The sequence below is a fragment of the Cytobacillus oceanisediminis genome (assembly GCF_007830235.1).
Lineage (GTDB): Bacteria > Bacillota > Bacilli > Bacillales > Cytobacillaceae > Cytobacillus > Cytobacillus oceanisediminis.
Genome location: NZ_VLKI01000009.1, coordinates 182083 through 201802, shown reverse-complemented (window position 1 = coordinate 201802; position 19720 = coordinate 182083). Strand labels below are relative to the sequence as shown.

Annotated in this window: 19 protein-coding genes and 1 pseudogene; 10 read left to right on the top strand and 10 right to left on the bottom strand. The window is 40.9% G+C overall.

The features are described 5' to 3' along the window. Positions 1-173: pseudogene (locus tag IQ19_RS16315) on the top strand (IS4 family transposase); the annotation flags it as partial. 308 nt (positions 174-481) lie between these two features. On the opposite strand, the gene IQ19_RS16310 reads toward IQ19_RS16315, so the two are convergent. After that, entirely contained in the window at positions 482-1780 is a 1299-nt protein-coding gene (locus IQ19_RS16310) for an extracellular solute-binding protein (protein ID WP_144543428.1), read from the bottom strand. Positions 1781-2113: 333 nt separating this feature from the next. Here IQ19_RS16310 and IQ19_RS16305 point away from each other — a divergent pair, with 333 nt between their 5' ends. Together IQ19_RS16305 and IQ19_RS16300 are read left to right on the top strand one after the other, a co-directional pair. Continuing rightward, entirely contained in the window at positions 2114-3883 is a 1770-nt protein-coding gene (locus IQ19_RS16305) for an alpha-glycosidase (protein WP_144543427.1), read from the top strand. Between the two features lie 374 nt (positions 3884-4257). After that, a complete protein-coding gene (locus IQ19_RS16300) occupies positions 4258-5607 on the top strand; it encodes an MATE family efflux transporter (RefSeq protein ID WP_144543426.1) in 1350 nt (449 codons plus the stop codon). 282 nt (positions 5608-5889) lie between these two features. Here the strand turns inward: IQ19_RS16300 and asnB are convergent, their stop codons facing one another. Continuing rightward, entirely contained in the window at positions 5890-7737 is a 1848-nt protein-coding gene (asnB, locus tag IQ19_RS16295) for an asparagine synthase (glutamine-hydrolyzing) (protein WP_144543425.1), read from the bottom strand. A 157-nt stretch (positions 7738-7894) separates the two neighbouring features. Here asnB and IQ19_RS16290 point away from each other — a divergent pair, with 157 nt between their 5' ends. Then, complete coding sequence (locus IQ19_RS16290) at positions 7895-8458, top strand: DUF2777 domain-containing protein (protein ID WP_144543424.1); 564 nt, start codon at positions 7895-7897, stop codon at positions 8456-8458. Between the two features lie 279 nt (positions 8459-8737). Here the strand turns inward: IQ19_RS16290 and IQ19_RS27805 are convergent, their stop codons facing one another. From IQ19_RS27805 to IQ19_RS16260, 7 genes are all read right to left on the bottom strand, one after another. Then, complete coding sequence (locus IQ19_RS27805) at positions 8738-8902, bottom strand: hypothetical protein (protein ID WP_158638838.1); 165 nt, start codon at positions 8900-8902, stop codon at positions 8738-8740. Between the two features lie 42 nt (positions 8903-8944). Further along, on the bottom strand, positions 8945-11866 hold the full coding sequence (locus IQ19_RS16285) for a bifunctional diguanylate cyclase/phosphodiesterase (RefSeq protein WP_144543423.1): 2922 nt from the start codon (positions 11864-11866) through the stop codon (positions 8945-8947). 208 nt (positions 11867-12074) lie between these two features. Beyond that, complete coding sequence (locus tag IQ19_RS16280) at positions 12075-12431, bottom strand: YisL family protein (protein ID WP_144543422.1); 357 nt, start codon at positions 12429-12431, stop codon at positions 12075-12077. Positions 12432-12697: 266 nt separating this feature from the next. After that, entirely contained in the window at positions 12698-13606 is a 909-nt protein-coding gene (locus tag IQ19_RS16275; RefSeq protein WP_144543421.1) for a fumarylacetoacetate hydrolase family protein, read from the bottom strand. 111 nt (positions 13607-13717) lie between these two features. Then, positions 13718-14218: a DNA topology modulation protein gene (locus IQ19_RS16270; protein ID WP_144543443.1), complete on the bottom strand. Its 501-nt coding sequence runs from the start codon at positions 14216-14218 to the stop codon at positions 13718-13720. Continuing rightward, the gene (locus IQ19_RS16265; protein WP_144543420.1) at positions 14218-15405 is read right to left on the bottom strand and encodes a DUF418 domain-containing protein; all 1188 of its coding nucleotides are present in this window, start codon (positions 15403-15405) and stop codon (positions 14218-14220) included. The genes IQ19_RS16270 and IQ19_RS16265 overlap by 1 nt, the downstream gene beginning before the upstream one ends. Before the next feature lie 109 nt (positions 15406-15514). Continuing rightward, positions 15515-17107 carry a long-chain-fatty-acid--CoA ligase gene (locus IQ19_RS16260; RefSeq protein ID WP_144543419.1) on the bottom strand — a complete coding sequence of 531 codons (1593 nt, stop codon included), beginning with the start codon at positions 17105-17107 and terminating at the stop codon, positions 15515-15517. A 278-nt stretch (positions 17108-17385) separates the two neighbouring features. Here IQ19_RS16260 and IQ19_RS16255 point away from each other — a divergent pair, with 278 nt between their 5' ends. From IQ19_RS16255 to IQ19_RS16230, 6 genes are read left to right on the top strand one after another with little or no spacing between them, the layout of a single operon-like run. Beyond that, positions 17386-17607 (top strand): spore germination protein, encoded by a 222-nt coding sequence (locus IQ19_RS16255; protein WP_110065386.1) that lies wholly within the window; start codon positions 17386-17388, stop codon positions 17605-17607. Positions 17608-17622: 15 nt separating this feature from the next. After that, on the top strand, positions 17623-17853 hold the full coding sequence (locus IQ19_RS16250) for a spore germination protein GerPB (protein ID WP_144543418.1): 231 nt from the start codon (positions 17623-17625) through the stop codon (positions 17851-17853). Between the two features lie 39 nt (positions 17854-17892). Then, positions 17893-18504 (top strand): spore germination protein GerPC, encoded by a 612-nt coding sequence (gerPC, locus tag IQ19_RS16245; RefSeq protein ID WP_144543417.1) that lies wholly within the window; start codon positions 17893-17895, stop codon positions 18502-18504. After that, complete coding sequence (locus tag IQ19_RS16240; protein ID WP_110065389.1) at positions 18501-18677, top strand: spore gernimation protein GerPD; 177 nt, start codon at positions 18501-18503, stop codon at positions 18675-18677. The genes gerPC and IQ19_RS16240 overlap by 4 nt, the downstream gene beginning before the upstream one ends. Before the next feature lie 5 nt (positions 18678-18682). Next, a complete protein-coding gene (locus IQ19_RS16235; RefSeq protein WP_144543416.1) occupies positions 18683-19075 on the top strand; it encodes a spore germination protein GerPE in 393 nt (130 codons plus the stop codon). Between the two features lie 37 nt (positions 19076-19112). After that, positions 19113-19331 carry a spore germination protein gene (locus tag IQ19_RS16230; protein WP_144543415.1) on the top strand — a complete coding sequence of 73 codons (219 nt, stop codon included), beginning with the start codon at positions 19113-19115 and terminating at the stop codon, positions 19329-19331. Between the two features lie 47 nt (positions 19332-19378). On the opposite strand, the gene IQ19_RS16225 is transcribed toward IQ19_RS16230, so the two are convergent. Then, positions 19379-19690, bottom strand: coding sequence for an HNH endonuclease (locus IQ19_RS16225; protein WP_144543414.1), 312 nt, complete (start codon positions 19688-19690; stop codon positions 19379-19381). Between the last annotated feature and the right edge of the window lie 30 nt (positions 19691-19720).

Below are 19720 nucleotides of genomic sequence, written 5' to 3'. Positions count from 1 at the left end.
CGATCCACAATCAAGTGTTTATCGCATTAATCGTTTTTTGCCTACATGTACTCGTTCAACTTGAGACGAAAAGCAAGCGAAAAACCTTACAAATTAGCCGTTATCTAAGAGCTACTTTATGGAAGCCGGCACATATTTGGCTTCGGAAAATCGAAGGAAAAGCCATTCCTTAATAAACAAACTGTCGTCGTCACAAACGTCTAATTGTAAATTATTTTCCAAATGGATGGAGCCACCTTTAATTGGGTATTTACCTTTTTGGCTCTAAGCAGGGTAAGTGTAAAAACTGAAAATTCCGTCAAAATTTATGCAACACTAGTGAATTCATTTGATAGTTCATAATTGATGTTTTTAAATTTGTGCAAACGATTGCTCTAGAAAGGAATATTAAAGCGGCTTCTGCCGCTTTAATACCATTTTGTCAAACTATAAAAATGATGGGCAATACCTCCTAAGAGGTACTGCCCTTTGTCTGTCAAGATTACTTGGCAGGGTGATTTGTTTCAATATTCGTTTTGATTGTTTTCACTGCATCATCAAGAGCTGCTTTTGGTTCAGCTTTTCCTGTAGCAATTGTTTGAAGTGCAGAAGCCATTGGTCCCCATACTTCAGCCATTTCAGGAATGTTAGGCATTGGAACTGCGTATTGAGATTGCTCTGCAACAGCTTTTGCAGCTTCGTTTTCTGCAATAACAGGATCCTCGATAAGAGCTTTTACAGGAGGAATTTCCTGAGTTGTCTCAAATCGGATTTTTGCATTTTCTTCATTTGTGATATGTTCAACTAATTTAGTTGCCCAGTAAGGGTTTTTAGTGAAGGCAGTTACGTGCCAGCCTTTAACACCCATGAAAGTTTTAACAGGTTCTCCGTTTGGAAGCTTTGGCATAACCGCTACACCAACGTCAATTCCTGCATCCTTCATGCCTTGCAATGCCCAAGGTCCATTCATAACAGATGCTGCTTTACCTTCATTAAACAATCCGTCCATCGCAGCACCGCCACTTTCTCCGATAATTCCTTTAGGGAATAAGCCTTCGCTGTACCACTTTTGAATAAACTCGGCACCTTCAACAGCACCTTCGTTATTTAAGCCAACATCATCACGGTCTAATGCACCGTTATTTTCCTTGAAAACATATCCGCCCATCCCAGCAATTGGTCCATGTGCGAAATAGAAGTTATCGAAAAGTGCCAAGAATCCGTACTGTCCGCCAGTAGTTAATTCTTTCGCTTGAGTGTAAAGCTCATCCATTGTTTCAGGAGCTTTATCCATTAGTGCTTTGTTGTAGATGAATACAGGTGTTTCAGTTGCTTTAGGAAGTCCGTAAAGCTTTCCATCAAACATTTGTGCAGTAATGGAAGATTCTGTGAAAGTATTAAGTACACTATCTTCTACATTAATTTCTTGAAGCAATCCTTCAGTTACAACCTGGCCGATTTGGTCATGAGGAAGAGTCACAACGTCTGGAGCATTTCCGGCAGGTCCGTCAAGTCTTAATTGGTCACGGATCTTATCAGCCATACCCAATTCTTTGAATTCTACTTTAATGCCATATTCTTTTTCGAAAGACTCAATTGCAGGCTTTAATGCTACACCTTTATCTGTATCTTCCCAAACTACTAATTTCTCAGGTTTTGGCTCTTCTGCCTGGTTTTCGCTTGTATTGCCGTTATCTTTTTCTCCTGTGTTTTCTGGCTGTGCCTCACGCTGAGGACCACAAGCTGCCAGCATACCGATTACTAATACCAGCATCATAAAGAAAGATAATGACTTTTTCATGGTATTGCCCCCTCCTAATATATCTGTTGCTTACTGTTAAAACGTACAACCGTTTGCACAAAAGTGTAAACGCTTTTATTTCTCTCTAAAATTTTTTTGCGTTATCACTTAATCTCTTTTTTGAGTAAATTCTATTGAATTTTACTCTATGAAAACGATTGCACAATTTCTAATTTTTATTATACAAGGTTTTTAGGCTTTTACAACTACTTTTTAAAAATTTATTGTGTCCAAATTATAAAAAGAAAAGAGGCATATTCTTTCTAATTCTATATTTTTATTTCCTCCATATGATATAATGCAAGCGATTGCACTTTTGAAAGGGGAATAACAATGGAAAAAGCAGCTATCATCCACTATCCTTCTGATCACTATGTATATCCATACAACGAAAAAACCCTACATATTAGAATACAAACAAAAAAAGATGACGTTGCAGAAGTAACTTTAATACACGGTGACCAATATCTTTGGTCTGATGGAAAATGGCTGTTTGAAGAAACAGACATGTTAAAGTCAGGTACGGATGGAATTCATGATTTTTGGCATGTTTTTATTGAACCGCCTTATAGAAGATCAAGGTACGGGTTTAAGTTAAAGTCAGGAGAAGAAGAATTGATTTTAACTGAAAAGGGATTTTACACTTTACCTCCAACTGATTCCGGTTATTATTTCAACTTTCCCTACCTTCATGCCGAAGAGGTCTTCGACGCCCCTTCATGGGTGAAGGAGACGGTTTGGTATCAAATTTTCCCGGAAAGATTTGCAAATGGAAATCCTGATAATGATCCAGAAGGAGCTCTCCCGTGGGGCAGTGCCCCTCCTTCCCCCACCAATTTTTTTGGCGGCGATTTTGAGGGTGTTATTGAACATTTGGATTATCTACAGGATCTTGGCATTACAGGGATTTATTTCACACCTGTTTTTAAGGCCTTTTCCAACCATAAATATGATACAATCGATTATCTGGAAATTGATCCCCAGTTCGGGACAAAGGAAACTCTTAAACGGCTTGTAGAAGAGTCCCATAAAAGAAATATTCGCGTTATGCTTGATGCCGTTTTCAATCATAGCGGATACTACTTCCCTCCTTTTCAGGATGTACTTGAGAACGGGGAAAAATCAAAGTACAAGGATTGGTTTCATCCACACAGCTTCCCTTTAAAGGGCGGAAAATATCCTAATTATGAGACCTTCGCTTTTGTGGCCCAAATGCCGAAGCTGAATACAAAAAATCCCGAGGTAAAAGAATACTTGCTTAAAGTAGCCAAATACTGGATTGAAGAGTTTAATATCGACGGCTGGAGGCTTGATGTAGCTAACGAAGTTGACCACCAGTTTTGGCGTGAATTCAGGCAAGCCGTTAAAAGCGTCAAATCTGATCTCTATATTTTAGGTGAGATTTGGCACAACTCGATGCCTTGGCTGCGTGGTGATCAATTTGACGCAGTCATGAATTACCCTTTTACAACCAATCTGTTGAACCTGATAGCTAAGAAAACCATAACGGGTACTGAATTCGCCAATAACATGACAGCTGAAATACACCGCTATCCGGCTAATGTATATGAAGCTGCATTCAATCTTGTCGGAAGCCATGATACACCAAGAATCCTGACGGAATGTGAGGGTAATAAAGACCGGGTTAAGCTTATTTACACGATCCTATTTACCTTTATGGGTTCTCCTTGCCTTTATTATGGTGATGAGATAGGGTTAAGCGGCGAAATGGATCCAGGGTGCAGAAAATGCATGGAGTGGGATGAAAATAAGCAGGACCGTGAACTTTTCTCCCATATTCAACAGCTGATCAAACTGCGCCGCGAAGAAAAATTGCTAGCCAATGAAGGACAACTCGAGTTTTTCCATACAGGCAGCGATCTTGTTGCCTATCAAAAATACAATAACTCAAAAACAATCATTGTACTGGCCAATCCTTCGGCTGAAAGTACGGAATTTACGCTGCCTTATTCCATGAAAGGCGTTAAAATCACAAATTTGCTTTCAAATGAAGAGTTTGCAGCGGAAGCCGATAGTCTCAAGGTTAAGCTTGATGGCTACGGATTTGATATATTGTCATTTCCTTCTGCTTTAAATAAATAGCTCTGTTAAAGCTTATTGTTGTTTTTAGCACCCTGTTGATTGGAGCGGAAGGCACGAGCTCCTCGAAAATGCATTCGCATTTTCTTCGTGCGGTGTTTATTCGAGGATGCTTATTCAACGTCCTGCGGGAGCGCGGATCAAAGGGAGACCCCGCAGGAGCAAAGCGACGAGGAGCGTCGGACCGCCCGCGGAAAGGGAGTGCCTCGTGCTGAAATCAACAGGCAAATTTAACATAGCCAAATAAATAGAAAATCCTCTCCAGTATCAGTTAAGAAAAGCTCTTAAGGCCTAAGTCCTTGAGACTTTTCTTTTTTCGTTTTCTTCGCCCCCATAGGATTACCTATAATAAATTAACTTTACCTGGGAGAATAGAGATGACTAAGAACCAGAAAAAACTAACACTATTTGCCTTAACCTGGCCCATATTTATAGAAATTTTGCTGCATATGCTGATGGGGAATGCAGATACTCTCATGCTTTCGCAGTATTCGGATGAATCTGTCGCAGCTGTCGGCGTATCAAATCAGATCCTTACTCTTGTTATTGTCATGTTCGGGTTTGTAGCTACAGGTACATCGATACTGATTGCCCAAAATCTAGGAGCAAAGAATGATAAAACAGCTGCGGAAATATCAGTAGTTTCTTTGGGGGCAAACCTTGTTTTCGGAATCCTCTTAAGTATCCTTTTATTTGTTTTAAGCAAGCCTTTGCTTCTAATGATGGATCTGCCAGAAGAACTTTTAAATGAAGCGAACTCCTACTTGATTATTGTGGGCGGCCTATCCTTTGTTCAAGCCCTGATCATGACAATAGGGGCGATTATCAGAAGCTACGGATTTACAAGGGATGTTATGTACATCACCATTGGCATGAACATTTTAAATGTTATCGGAAACTATTTTTTTATCTTCGGGCCTTTTGGTTTTCCGGTACTGGGTGTCGAAGGGGTTGCCATCTCTACGGTTGCCAGCAGGTTGATTGGATTTGCAGCCGCTTTAGCCCTTTTGCTTAAGCGCACCGAAAGAGCACTCCCTTTTGGAATGCTATTCCGTTTTCCAAAAGGACATATAAAAAACCTTTTAAAAATCGGGATTCCTTCCGCTGGGGAACATCTATCCTATAATGGATCGCAAATGGTCATCACCATTTTTATTGCTGCCTTAGGTACAGAAGCGCTGACTACTAAAGTGTACGCACAGAACATAATGATGTTCATTTTTCTTTTCAGTGTCGCCATAAGCCAGGGAACGCAGATATTGATCGGTCATATGGTTGGTGCCAAAGATTATGATGCAGCCTATAAAAGGTGTTTAAAAAGCCTGCGGCTTGCCATTTTAATTTCATTTGCTACAGCTGTAATTTTTGCCCTATTCTCTGAGGAACTGATGGGAATATTCACGTCAAATTCCGATATTATTAAAGTTGGCAGCGTTTTGATACTATTAACCATCATTCTAGAACCTGGCAGATCATTTAATTTGGTCGTCATTAACTCTTTACGGGCAGCTGGAGACGTAAAATTCCCGGTTTATATGGGGATTCTGTCCATGTGGGGAGTCAGTGTCACACTTTCCTATCTTCTGGGAATCCATTTTGGCCTGGGGCTTTCCGGCATCTGGATTGCATTTATTGCTGATGAATGGCTCAGGGGATTGCTTATGCTGTGGCGCTGGAAGTCTAAAATATGGATTAGTAAATCCTTTGTGTCCTCCAAAGCAGTTTAAATAAAGGCTCTGTTAAAGCTTTTTGTTGTTTTTAGCACCATGTTGATTGGAGCGGAAGGCACGAGCTCCTCGAAAATGCATTCGCATTTTCTTCGTGCGGTGTTTATTCGAGGATGCTTATTCAACGTCCTGCGGGAGTGCGGATCAAAGGGAGACCCCGCAGGAGCAAAGCGACGAGGAGCGTCAGACCGCCCGCTGTTCGCTGAGTGCCTCGTGCTGAATCAACATGCAAATTTAACAGAGCCTAAATAAAAAAGCGGCATTGTGCTCTGCCGCTTTTTCCTATTCAACAATATTAATATTATAATCTTTAAACCAGACATGAATTTGTGCAAGATGTGCAAGCAGCTGAGGGCCGGTCATAAGCTGGCCAAACCATGGCTCCTGGAATGCTTCTCCGCCCGATTCAATGATTTTCTTCAGCTGGCCGTGGTCAAAGAATTCATAAAGTGCTGAGGATCGGTCCTCCAGATACCCATTGAGCATTTTTTGGACAGTATTGGTATACTCCGGATTATGGGTTTTCGGATAAGGGCTCTTTTTTCGATATAAGACTTCGTTTGGCAAGATGCCTTCCAATGCTTTGCGCAAAATGCCCTTTTCTCGGTTGCCATGCATTTTTATCTCCCATGGGATATTCCAGACATATTCCACAAGGCGATGGTCTGCAAATGGCACCCTCACTTCAAGGCTTGCACCCATACTCATTCTATCCTTACGATCCAATAATGTTGTCATAAAGTAAATCATATTTATATAGAATAGCTCTCTTCGGCTTGCATCCTCCCCGCTCTCTCCCTCTAACTTGGGAGTTTCCGAGATTGCCTGAATATATTTTTCCATCGCATAGTCTTGGATGTTCAACTTATTCCGCCATTTTTCCTTTAAAAGCCCATGCCTTGCTTCAAGTGATCTCATCCATGGAAAGCCCTTACGCTGCAGATCTTCCTTCCTGTGGAACCATGGATAGCCGCCAAATATTTCATCTGCGCATTCGCCGGATAAACTTACAACAAAGTCCTTCTTTATTTCCCGACAGAACCAGAGCAGAGAGGAATCCACGTCGGCCATGCCTGGAAGGTCCCTTACATGCACCGATTCTATTAAATCTTCTGCCAGCTGCTGCTGTGATATGATACAGCTATTATGCCTGGTTTTAAAAGCTTGGGACATCCTATGGATAAAAGCGCCATCCGAGTTAGGCTGAAATTCATTCGCCTTGAAGAAAACATCATTTCCTTCATAATCTATAGAATAGGTATGCAACTGGCCTTTTCCCGCTTTCTCAAAGGTTTTGGCAGCAATGGCAGTGATCGCACTTGAATCAACACCACCTGATAGGAACGTGCAAAGCGGTACATCCGAAACAAGCTGCCTTGTAACTGCGTCCGTAAATAAATTCCGGACTTTTTCAGCTGTTTCTTCAATGCTATCCTCATGAGGGGCGCTTTTCACATTCCAATAACGCCAAACCTTCAGCCCATTTTTTGAAAAAGTTAAGGCATGTGCAGGCCTCAGTTCATCAACCCCTTTGAATACACCTGAACCTGGAGATCTTGACGGGCCTAACCCAAATACCTCAGCCAGACCTTCCCTGTCAATTTCAGCCTTAACATCCGGATGGGCCAAAATAGCTTTTAGTTCTGATCCAAAAATGATCCCTTTTTTTGTTTCTTTATAAAATAACGGTTTTACCCCAAGCCGGTCTCTGCTTATGAATAATTGTTCCTTCTTTTCATCCCATACAGCGAAAGCAAAAATGCCATTCAGATATTCCAGGCAATCTTCACCCCATTCCATGTATGAAGTCAGTAAAACCTCTGTGTCAGAATGGCCCTTAAACGAATATCCTTTTATAAGGAGTTCTTTACGGAGATCCTCCGTATTATATAGCTCGCCATTATAACAAATGGTATAGCGGCTATTTTGTTTTTTCCTTGTCATGGGCTGTTTTCCGCCGGCAGGGTCTACAACGATTAGCCTTTTATGGCCGAAGCCTGCATGTATATCTGTCCAGACATTCGTGTCATCCGGACCGCGCTTAGCCAACGTATCCGCCATTTTTCCAATTGCAGCCGCTTCTTTTCTCAGGTCCTTTTGGAAATCAATCCAGCCTGTAATTCCACACATTTTAACATCATCCTCTCTTAGCGGAATCGTTTGGGCATATTTTGCATGATGTTATTGTATGCACAGCCTAGAAAAAAGTTAATTGTCCACTTTTAGCGGTTATAAAAATCGTCTAAACTGTCTAAAAAGAAGTTGAGGAAGTTAATGGAGGTTTTTTATGAATAGACAGCAGCGAACAAAGCTTATTGAATATCAATCCCGTGCTTTTACAGAAGGCACTGTAGAACTTATAAATGATCAATGGGTTTTCTTCGATCGCGAAACAGATGAAGCATCATTGTTAGATGAATTCCTCCACCAGGAACTAGAAGTATTTCGCTTTAAGCGCTGGAAAAAAGGAATCTTGTTCGAGGATGGCAAGATTGCTCTGGCCGATGAAGTATTCCACTTAAAGGATCAGGATTCTGTCCGAATACGCAAACATCTCGTTTTCTCACTGGAGAGATTATTGGATGAAATAAATGATGATGCATTTTACCAGTTTGTTACAACCTTGAATTCCATGCAGTTTTCTGTTTATGACTGCATTTATTGTTATAACCAATTAACGTTCTTCAATGATAAGGACCGGAAAAGCGGAGTGAATTTTATCGTTTTTGATAATCAGGATCACATCTGCAATGTACAGCACCATTTTTGCTATTATGAAAAAATGAGTGACCGCTTTGAATTCACTTTAAACAGCGGCAAAAGAATGGTGATTGAAAAAATTTCTTCATAAAAAAGCAGCAGTCTGCCGAACGTTGGCAGACTGCTGCTTTTTTAAAAGATATGAAGTTTAATTTTGAACTTAGATAACTGTCTAGCTCCACAAGGAAAGCTTCGTCAGCACCATCATCGCACGACTAAAAGCGTTAGCTTTTAGGAGGAGTGCCTAGCCAGTTTTCATCCTGCATAACATCCTTGAATATCTTGCGAGGACCATGATTCGAAGATTGATGCTTCGAGCAGCTCAAGGTCTTAAGCTTGCGGGGCTGGTCAAGGCGCGCTTGCGCTTTTCTTAATCACGGTCAGCTTTTTCATCCTCCTGCCGCTTTTTTAATGCTTCAATTATTTCTTTTTGCGTTAGTATGGGGTGATCCCCCTGATCGGTAACAGCCTGGACAACAAAAACACTTATGATTATGACTGCAATTAAAATGATCAAAATCCAAGCCCCTGACATGTTTTCTTCCCTCCATCAAGCGGCAATTTATACTGTCCCTGCTTAGCTGTACATCTGCACCTTTTTTGATAATCCTTCTTCAAATTCGGTTGTCATAAGCGGCTTATGAATATAAAATCCCTGTGCATAATGGCATTTCAATTCTTTTAAAAGCTCAATCTGCTCCTTTGTTTCCACTCCTTCAGCAACCACTTTAACTGCAAGTCCATGCCCCATTGTTATGATTGCTTTTACAATAGCGATATCAGACGTATTTAAACGCAGGTTGTTTATAAAAGATCTGTCTATCTTCAATGTATTTATAGGAAGATCTTTAAGATAGCTTAAGGAGGAATAGCCCGTGCCAAAATCATCTATTGAAACCTTGACCCCCAATGCCTGCAGCGCCTGTATGACCTGGATGCTGTACTCCACATTTCTGAGCATGGTGCTCTCGGTTAATTCCAATGTTAAATACTGTGGTTCCATCCCGGATAGCTCTAACGCTTTTTTTACTTCTTTCAGGAAACCTGGCTGCTGGAATTGGTAAGCCGATACATTAACCGATATCGAAAGCGAATCATAGCCAAGTGTTTGCCACCGCATATTTTGCTTGCATGCCGTCCGCAGCACCCAGCTGCCAATTTCCTCTATGAGGCCAGTTTCCTCAGCAAGCGGAATGAACTCCCCTGGCGAAACAAGGCCCAGTTTTGGATGATTCCAGCGGATCAGGGCTTCGCTTCCGTATAAATTGCCGGATTCGAGATCAATCAATGGCTGATAGCATAAATAAAATTCTTCTTTGTGCAAAGCCTTCCTTAAATAGCTTTCAAGTTCAAGCCTGACCATTGCCTGCTCGTTCATTTCCATGGAGAAAAAGGTTACCCTGTTTCCGCCCTGCTGCTTAGAACGATTTGTTGCCACGTCGGCGTTTTTGAGCAATGTATGCTCATCCAACCCATCGCCAGGATAAAAACTGACACCTATGCTCGCTGTGACAATAAACTCCTGATTGGCCTGGAATAAGGGCTTCGATATTTCATCCAATATCTTTTTGGACGTTTTCATGACTCTGTCTACTGTAACATCCCTGGATAAAATCAGTGTGAATTTATCCCCGCTGAACCGGCCCAAATAAGAACCCGATGGCAAGACCTTTTCAATCCTTTCAGAAATTTCCTTTAAAACCATGTCGCCTGCAAAATGACCAAGACTATCATTTATGATTTTAAAGCGGTCAATATCAATTGAAAGAACTGCAAGCATTTTCCTTTTCTTTTTTGCCCTCTTCAAAAGAAGATCCAGCTGCTCTGTAAATTTCATTCTGTTTGGCAGCCCGGTGTCCTGGTCGAAATATGCAAGCTCTGTAATTTTATCTTCAATCTTCTTCTGCTCGGTAATATTTCTGCCAATTCCGTAAATGCCTACACATTCCCCATTAACTGTGATTGGGATGTTTTTCAGCTGAAAAAGGCTTGTCTCCCCTGACTTTGAATTTATATACACATTGTAATATTGCTCTTTTCCTCTTATAGCCCGGTAAAAATGCATTCGCATCCGCGGGATATCTTCATTTCTCACGTAGCCCAAAGCTGATTTTCCCAGTAGTTCATCACTGCTGTATCCAAAGGTTTTTTCAAATGCCGGATTCACACTTGTAAAATGTCCCTTCATATCTGTTGAATAAACAAAATCAGCATTATTATTAAATAATGATTTATAATATTGTTCCGAAATCTTCAGGCTGCTGTTTAGATTCTCTATGTCATCCTGAGAAGCATGCATCAGGTGGGTTAGAGAAGATATCGTTTTAAAATGGTCAGGCTTCTCATAAATGTATGTATCTGCAGAGCTTTTCTTCGATTCAACAACACTTTCTGATAAGGAAAGATAGGTAAGTGAATGTCCGACAATCTTTGGATAATCGCCAGTTCGCGAAGCGATTTCTCCATAAGAAAAGAACCCATTTGCAGGAGCAATTCCTTGTAACATTGCCAGTTCTTTTTCGGTAAAATCTCTTGCAAACTGTTTGCGTGCCATACAATTATATATAAAGATGGATTCTGCTGGCTCTTTCCGCAGCTTTTTTAATTCCTGTAAAGACCTGTCGATGATTTCTTCCAGATTTGCATATGCAAAGGTAAGAGTATCCCCTTCATTAACCATCCGGTTAACCTTGATTGCCCCATTTTCAAGCATTTTAATGATAAAAACTGACACTTTCTCACCGCGATAGGTTAACAGGAATGGGAATTCTGTTCCTGATTTAGGCAAATCTTTTATAAAAGCTTCTCCTAGATAATGCTTTAATATATGCAAAGGTACCTTATGGTCAATGGAGTAAATGATAGAACCTGAAGCCTTTGTAACCGTAAATCTTTTTCCAATTTCCTGCCATTGGTAATTTGCAAACGAATGCGCTGAAAGATGGCCTTTTTGAAGCGCTATTGCAACTAGACCATTTTGAGTAATCCCTTCTTGCGTAAAAGCAAAGCCTTCCTGAAATAATCCATTATCCCCTGCGATCCCTCCAGCAATAACCATGTCCGCATTTGTTTCATATATCCCCTCAACCAGTAAAGAAGAGTCAACATTAAAGCCTGAGGGAAATAGAATTAAAGCTTTTGTATTAAAAATAGCCAGCTCCTGTGCCAGAGCTTTGCCCATCTCATAACTATCTTTAAAATCCTTCTGCTGCAGCAGAAATGATTTTAATTCTGTTTTTTCAAAAGCCGTAAAAGAGATGACTGTTTGATTTTCAGTAATGCGGCCTTCGTATATTTCTCCGGACGTAGAACAGCCGGCAATAGCAGCAAAAGGAAGCCGGTTGGCCAATTCCTTTTGCAAATTCGAAATAAATTCTTCCTCAATTATCCCTGTAAAAACCTGTACAAGCAGATTCGGGTATTCATCTAATTCGTTCTCATCTATGAAACTATTCAGCTGGTTAGTATTCTCATAAAGACATGTTATTGTTTTAGCCATAAAAACCCACCATCATAGTAATGTCATTCCTAAAAAGTAAGCGAGAAGCCCACAGGCTTCATAGCTTGAGCAGCAGGCCCCTAAACTGGACAACTGTCAAATTATAGTTTCTTATCTTTATTAAAATACCATATTTAGGGCAGACATGACATGACAAAATTAGAAAAAGCTGCCTTTTTCGGCAGCTTTTTTCAATAAATTTCCCTATTTAAGTCATAAATGTTAAAGGCAATTGTACAAAGCCTAAATACAGAACCAGAATTAAAGCAACAATGAACTGGATCCATAGAATAGAGGTTTTCTTTCCTTTTACAGTTCGAATAATGATCATTTCAAACATAGCAATTACCCATAAGCCAACTAATGACTTTAATACATATAGCATATCAATGCTGTTAAGGGTGCTTAGAATCCATACGCCTGTCCCAATGATCAGCAAGTAAAACAGCCTTAAAATCATTTGAACGACTTTTAAACCTTTTTGTTTGCCGCTTCTATGCATGACAAGGGCAACGATAAATAAAACTAGTGCTAAGAACCATGTCGTTATGTGGGCATGTATCATTCCAGTGCCTCCTATTGTAAAATTCGATACCATCATATCATATTGAAATCGAAAATCCTAAAATTATGGTGCTGGTTAAGCGCAATATAAATATATTTTGTGAAATTTTTATGGCGGAGTGTGATATTTGTCATAGACACCGACTTATGTTTGGTGGGTGTATGGGGCGGAAAGAGCGATTCGTTGATATAAGCCATTTTCCCTTGCTTAAACGAACTACTTTCATACAAAACAAGACCTATGCAGCAATTGCATAGGCCAAGACATTATTTTTCTATCGAATTTGTTAAAGAACCGATTTTTTCAACTGTAATTTCTACAGTATCTCCCGGCTGCAGGAAACGCGGCGGCTTGAAGCCTTTCCCGACACCGGCAGGCGTACCTGTAGCAATAATATCTCCCGGCTCGAGTGTCATACCCCTGGATAAAACAGAAATAATTTCTTCAATCGGGAAAATAAAGTTTTCCGTATTCGAGCTTTGTCTCACTTCCCCGTTTACCGTTGTTTGAATATCCAGCTTGTTCGGATTTTCTACAGCGGATGAATGAACAATCCATGGTCCCATCGGACAGGTTGTATCCAGGCTTTTTCCGATAAAAAATTGCTTATGGCGGGATTGCAGGTCTCTTCCTGTCACATCATTAATGATCGTGTAGCCAAATACGTAATCCAATGCTTCTTCTTTTAGAATGGCCCGTCCCGTTTTTCCGATAATAACGGCAAGCTCTCCCTCATAATCAAGCTGAGAGGTTACTTCTTTATGGTTTAGTACTGTTTCATCTGGGCCTATTACTGTTGTGGGCGCTTTTGTAAAAACCATAATATGCTCCGGAATATCCTCTTTGCTGCCCATTTCGATGGCATGCTCTGCATAGTTTTTACCAACACAAAAGATATTTTTATCCGGGCGCGGAATTGGGGCCTGGAGTGTAACAGAATCCAGCGAGAGATATAGTTCAGCTCTTTCAGAACTGCTGCTTACCCAATCTATTAATTTATGTACTTTTTCAACGAATGCATCCCCTAATGCAATGCATTCCTTTAGTGAAGCCGGGAAATCACTGCTTCCTTCCATTTTTTCTACGGCAGCAGCTAGGGGCAAAACTCTAGTCCCGGATCCATCTATAAGTCCGACAAAGCTGCCTCTGCTATCCTTTGCTGTAACAAACTTCATTTCATCACCTCATTTTTATTCATCACATTTTAAGTATAATACAAATTGTCAGATTTACGAGACTATTTAACGTTAATTATTAAAAAGAGGCCCCCTAGGTGACCTCTCAATCTATAACTCTTTAAGAAATTCGTAAGCCTCTGCAGGAGTATGAAAATGTAGTACCTGCTTATTTTCCAGTTTTGAAAGCTTGCTAATGATTTCGGGAGATTTATTCTTTTTATAGCCTGCAATCCATTTTAAAAATTCCCAATCCAGTTTTTCAGGACACCCTTTCCCCATATCCGGACGGGTTTTGCCGTGGTATTGAATTCTTCTTTTCACGACACCATAAAGGCATCGGACCGAAGAATAATCAAGGAAAATGATAGTGTCAGCAGCTTCTATTCTCATATCAAGAGTGGAGCCGAAGTTGCCATCAAGAATCCACTCTTCTTTCTTTAATAGCTTTTGTACAGTTATCTTCCATTGTTCACGCGGAAGAGGTGTCCAGTTTGGCTTCCAAAATAGCGAATCCAGATGATAGACCGGAATGCCAAGTTTTTGGCCAAGGGTGCCGGCTAAAGTAGATTTGCCTGCTCCCCCAGCGCCAATGATTAAAATTCTTCTCATCAAGCCCGCCGCCTCCAATTTGGCCGTTTTAAATAAGTAAAGCTCCTCCAAATCCATTCAACCGGACCATAGTAATAACAGGAAACCCAGTAGCGGCTTACCATTACTTGAAGGGCGAAGATGAAAATGACTAGTATCGTTCCACCAAAAGCGGAGATCTCACCATAAAAGCCTAAGCCATAACTGTAAAAAATCAAAGTCGAGATAATGGACTGCAAAAGATAATTGGACAGCGATAATTTGCCGACATAAGAGAGGGGCATTAACACCTTCGAAATAGTACCATTATTAATGGCCAATGCAATTGCGAGACCATACCCAATCGCTAAAAGCGGCCCTCCGAATATGTCCTGCAGAAAACCCACTGCCAGGCTGCCTTCCAGCAAATATGGAAGCAATTTAAAGACTAAGCCTGCAGCAAGCGACCCAATCATCAGCTTCCTTAAAAACCCTCGACTTTTCGCCGGTTCTTCAAGCCACTTTAACTTGGCCGCCCCTCCTCCTATTAAAAACAGAGGGAAAATGGAAGCTAGCATGATTGGCAATGAGGCAAGATTATTAACTAAATACCAATCCTCCATCCTTTGAGCCGTAATTTCTGCGAAGCTGCCATTTTGGTATACTTGCAAAGACACTTCCGCTGCAGCAGGATCATAGATAGACAATTCCTCGGCAGGTACAAACAGAACAGTCACAAAAAATAGCAGAGCGAATATTAAGTTAGGAATTATGTAGAGTAAGATCCCAGTCAAGAGCATATTCTTCCCGTTCAATTTTATAAAAAGCAAAAAGATAAATCCAAAAATTGCATAGTTGATAAGGATATCTCCATGCCAAATAAGAAGAGCATGAATTATGCCTATTAGCATCAGCAATGACAATCTTCTTGCCGCCATCCCTCCGAACGGCAGCCCTTTGGCAATGGTCCGTTCCCTTAAAATGACTAAACCATATCCGAATAACATAGAAAATAATGGATAAAAACTTGCTTGTACGAAGATATCAATAAAAACATATGTACTTTTATCAGCAGGGCTGTACCACCATTCAAATGGATCAAGATATAAAAACGGGGAGTGGAATGACAGCATATTCACTAAAAAAATCCCCAGGATGGCAAAGCCTCTCATAATATCCAATGAAATGATCCGGTCCTTCTCCAGGACAGGGCTAACTGGCTTGTGCATAAAACGCCTCCTTTTTTTGGAAACAAAACATATTCTTTATGATAGAGAGCGCCGTTGAAATTGTCCAGTAAAAAAGGACCTCAGCATAACGCTGCAGGCCCCCTTTCAGTTAATTAACAAACCGCCCTGTTTTTCCTCGGGATTCCCAATAATCGTTGCGCAGATGTATTTTTTGGATTTTTCCTGAAGCGGTTTTCGGCAGCTCCTCCACGAATGTAACCCCTGTTACAGCTTTAAAATGTGCCAGCTTCTCCCTTGTAAAACCAATGACTTCCTGCTCGGTTAATGTTTTGCCGCTTCTTAAGACGACAAATGCATGCGGTGTTTCCCCCCATTTTTCATGCGGTACTGCAATTACTGCAGCTTCAAGGATGGCTGGATGCTCATATAACGCACCTTCAATTTCTATAGAAGAAATGTTTTCCCCTCCACTGATGATAATATCTTTTTTGCGGTCAACGATGTCAATATTGCCGTATTCATCGACATTCGCCATATCGCCGGTATGAAGCCAGCCACCCCTAATAGCTTCCATAGTTGCCTCTTCATTTTTCCAGTAGCCTTTCATCACCCCGTTGCTTCGGACCACTAATTCCCCAATCTCGCTGCCGTTATGGGCTACTTCTTCTCCGTGCTCATTTATTACTTTTACTTCACAGCCAATCATCTGGTGGCCTGCTTTAGCTTTCATTCGATATTGCTGGTTAAGCGGCAATTCTTTCAGATGGGACCGGATAGTGGATACGGTGCTTAATGGAGATGATTCAGTCATTCCATAGACCTGGATAAACTCCCAGCCAAGCTCCTTTTCTACTCTTGTCACGAAAGCTGGAGGCGGAGCCGAACCGGCAATAACCACCCTGACATCCTGTTCAATTTTCGGAACTTGCTGTTCATAATATTGCATAAGCGAATTCAGGACAGTCGGTGCCATATGCATGACAGATACTTTGTGCGCTTGCAGCGCTTCAAAGATTTTCTCAGGAGTGGCTTTTCTCATGCACACTTGGGCAGCACCATTTGCTGTGTAATAAAAAGGAGAGCCCCATCCATTTACATGGAACATTGGCAATACATGAAGCAGCACATCCTGATCTTGGACGCGCAGGTGGTGCATGGTCGTCAAAGCATGCAGGTAATTATTGCGGTGTGTCAGCATAACGCCTTTCGGATTGCCCGTTGTCCCGCTTGTGTATAAAAGGCTGCATACATCATTTTCATCCAGGACTTCCCTGTTAAAAGGCACGCTGCTTTGGCTTTCCAGCCATTGATCGTAATCCGTTTCATCTGTTGCTTCATCCTTATAATGAACGATAATTTTTTCCACGGTCTTCAGCTTATCTTTTACAGGAAGAATAAGATGGTAAAGGTCCTGGTCGACAAACAGGATTTTTGATTCGCTATGGTTTAATATGAACAGATAATCATCCGGCTTTAAACGTATATTTAAAGGAACCATGATCGCCCCCAGCTGAAAAACTCCATAAAACCCTTCAAGCATCTCAACTGAATTGGGCGCAAGATATGCAACCCGATCCCCTTTCCGGACTTCAAGCGCTTTCAAACCATGGGAAAGCTGATTGACCCTGGTGTTTAATTCTTCGTATGTAAAAGCTCTGTCATCCGCAAAAATAGCTTTTTTGGAACCATAAAGAGAAACAGCACGATCTAAAAATTGATTCAATACTAAAGGTACATTCATCTGACAGCCACCTCACTGAATATTTTGGTAATTCTGTATTTATTTCTATATTATCACATATACTGAGACAGTTTGTCAGATTTTTATCTGTTATAGAACATAAATTTGAAAATTTGGTGAACAGGGAGTGCAGTTTTGTGCTGCTTTTCTTTTCAAGTTTTATCGAAGGCTCCCAGTTTAATTGAAGGGGGCCCAACTGAAGATATTTGGGCTAATTAATCACAATCAGCTTTTAGGCACATACGATATACAAGAAATAATTTAAAAGGGTGTTATATATGCCAGCTATTGTTGGAGTCGCACAGGTTATATCAATCGGAAGCAGCGCGGTTTTTAACATTGGGGATGTTTACAAAATCATGCCTGTATCGAACGCTAAGACATTTTCTGGCGCTGGTTCTTTTAACACAGGTGATGGGCTGAATGTCTATAATAATCGAAGCTCAACGAATACGTACGATTCAGATGGCGTTGACCAAGGCAACTATTTTAATGCTTAAAAAATGGGTGATAGCATGAATTTTTATATACAGCAATCGATTCATATCAATTTTATAAAAATAGGCGGGATTACAAACTCTTCCGTTATGCAGATCGGAAGTGCAGGCATAATCAAGCCAGCCTCCTATTTATATAACACAGGGGGATTTACGGAACCTGCACCGGAAGCTGAAGTCTCAGTTCCATCTGTTCAAACAGACTCTTTACTAACAACACCGTCAGTCCCATTGGTCACTCCATCGTAACCATAGGGGTGAATAATTGATAAAAGCGAGGTGGTGCGCATGAACCAGCAATTTCATTCCTATCTTCAGCAATTGCATGCTTTCGTAGAGGCTCAGGAAAGAAGGATCCGCAGCCTGGAAGCAATGGTCAAAAAGCTTCAGGGAGAAACTGAGGCTCTTAAAAGCCGCCCCCCTATGCAGGTGGATCGAATTGAATATAAATTCGACCAGCTTAAGGTGGAGTCTCTTGAAGGTACCTTAAACATTGGACTTAATCCTTCTGAGCTGCAAAATATTGAAGACTTTGCCGTCGATAACAAAAACATCAAAGCACCTATATCGCCAAAAAACCACATGAAAAGAACGATGGAAATTGAAGATGCCATCTATCAATATTTAGAAACCGAGTTGCCTGAAGTGGTCTCCACTGTTCAGCAAAACTTAAATGTATCTGTAGACGATTCTTATATTGCATTTATCAAAGAGGACATTAAAAAGCAGCTGCCAAATAGAATTGATTTCTATATTAAACAGCAGCAGGCTGCAAACAGGGGACCACAGGAAAACGATAATGCAGAGGTTATAGAGCATATTAAAAAGGAAATACAAAACGGGGTCCATGCCTTTATCTCTCATCTGCCTGAGAATATGAAAGGAATGAATAAAGAGTGAACTATCAAGTATATAACAGGGATTTGTGCGTTGGAAATATCAGAGTGCTGGGTGTATCTAGTTCCTCTGTCCTCATGGTAGGAGATACCGAAACGATCCAGCTCGCGGCTACTTTTGATACACCTGCAGAATCACTCCTTGTAGGGCCTTTTGTGCCGCTGACACCGGAGTAAACAAAATGCTTCAGCGAACATCAGCGGTCGATAAAATTACCATTGATACTATTTCATTTTCTTCTGTCTTTGAGATTGGAGATTCCTCCTATATTCAGGGTTTCTCCAGGGCTATAGCCGTACAGCGGGAAGCTGAGTTTTTTAACGCCCGGGAAGGGAATTATTCTGTTTATCCGATATTCAGCGAATCGATTCCCCTCCTGCCCATTGAAGAAGAAATATCAATCCAGACAACACAGCTAAATCCAGTCATAAAAGTGCAAAATATCGATGTGATTGGTGTTTCTTCATCTTCCATTATCCATATTGGCAGCAGCAAGCATATTTCAATGGAAACACGTGTCAAGCATATCCGCCAGCTCTATCCAAAAAGGAACAATCAAACTGGGAGAGCATAAAGTATGCTTATAAATAATTTTAAAAAGGATGTTTTTCATGCCAGCTATAATTGGACCGGTACAAATCATAAATGTCGGCGGGGGAGTTGTACAATTTGGTGACACGCTATTTATCTCACCAAAAAGCAATTCCAAATCAACAACCGGACAGGGAGCCTTGAATACCGGAGGATTTATCATTACTAATAATGGCCTTAATGCCAGCAATGTGCTGGATACCAACCTAATTGATCAGCCAACCGTCGGAAATAACTAATAATGATTTTGAAAACATTAATCTAAAACCGGACGATAGCCGACGTGTTATCGTCCTTTTGATTTTATTTCGTTGGATTTTCTTGCTTTTGTTAGCTTGGAAGAAGGCTGTTTCTTAATCCATTTCATATACTTTCCTATTTTCTCGTCCTTCTGCAATAATTCATTTGTGTTCAGCCTTGTTGCGAGCTCAACATTTGTATATAAAGCATGGATCTGCTTGTGGCAGGGGATACATAAATTTGCTGTCGGCAGGAAGGTTCCCCCCATTTCTTTCGTCGTCAAATAATGTACTGTTATCTCTGCATTCTCCCGTAAACACAATTCGCATGCTCCGGTTTCTGTCCTCTTTTTTCCCATGGGAAGCCGCCTTTTTCTTTTAGATTACCC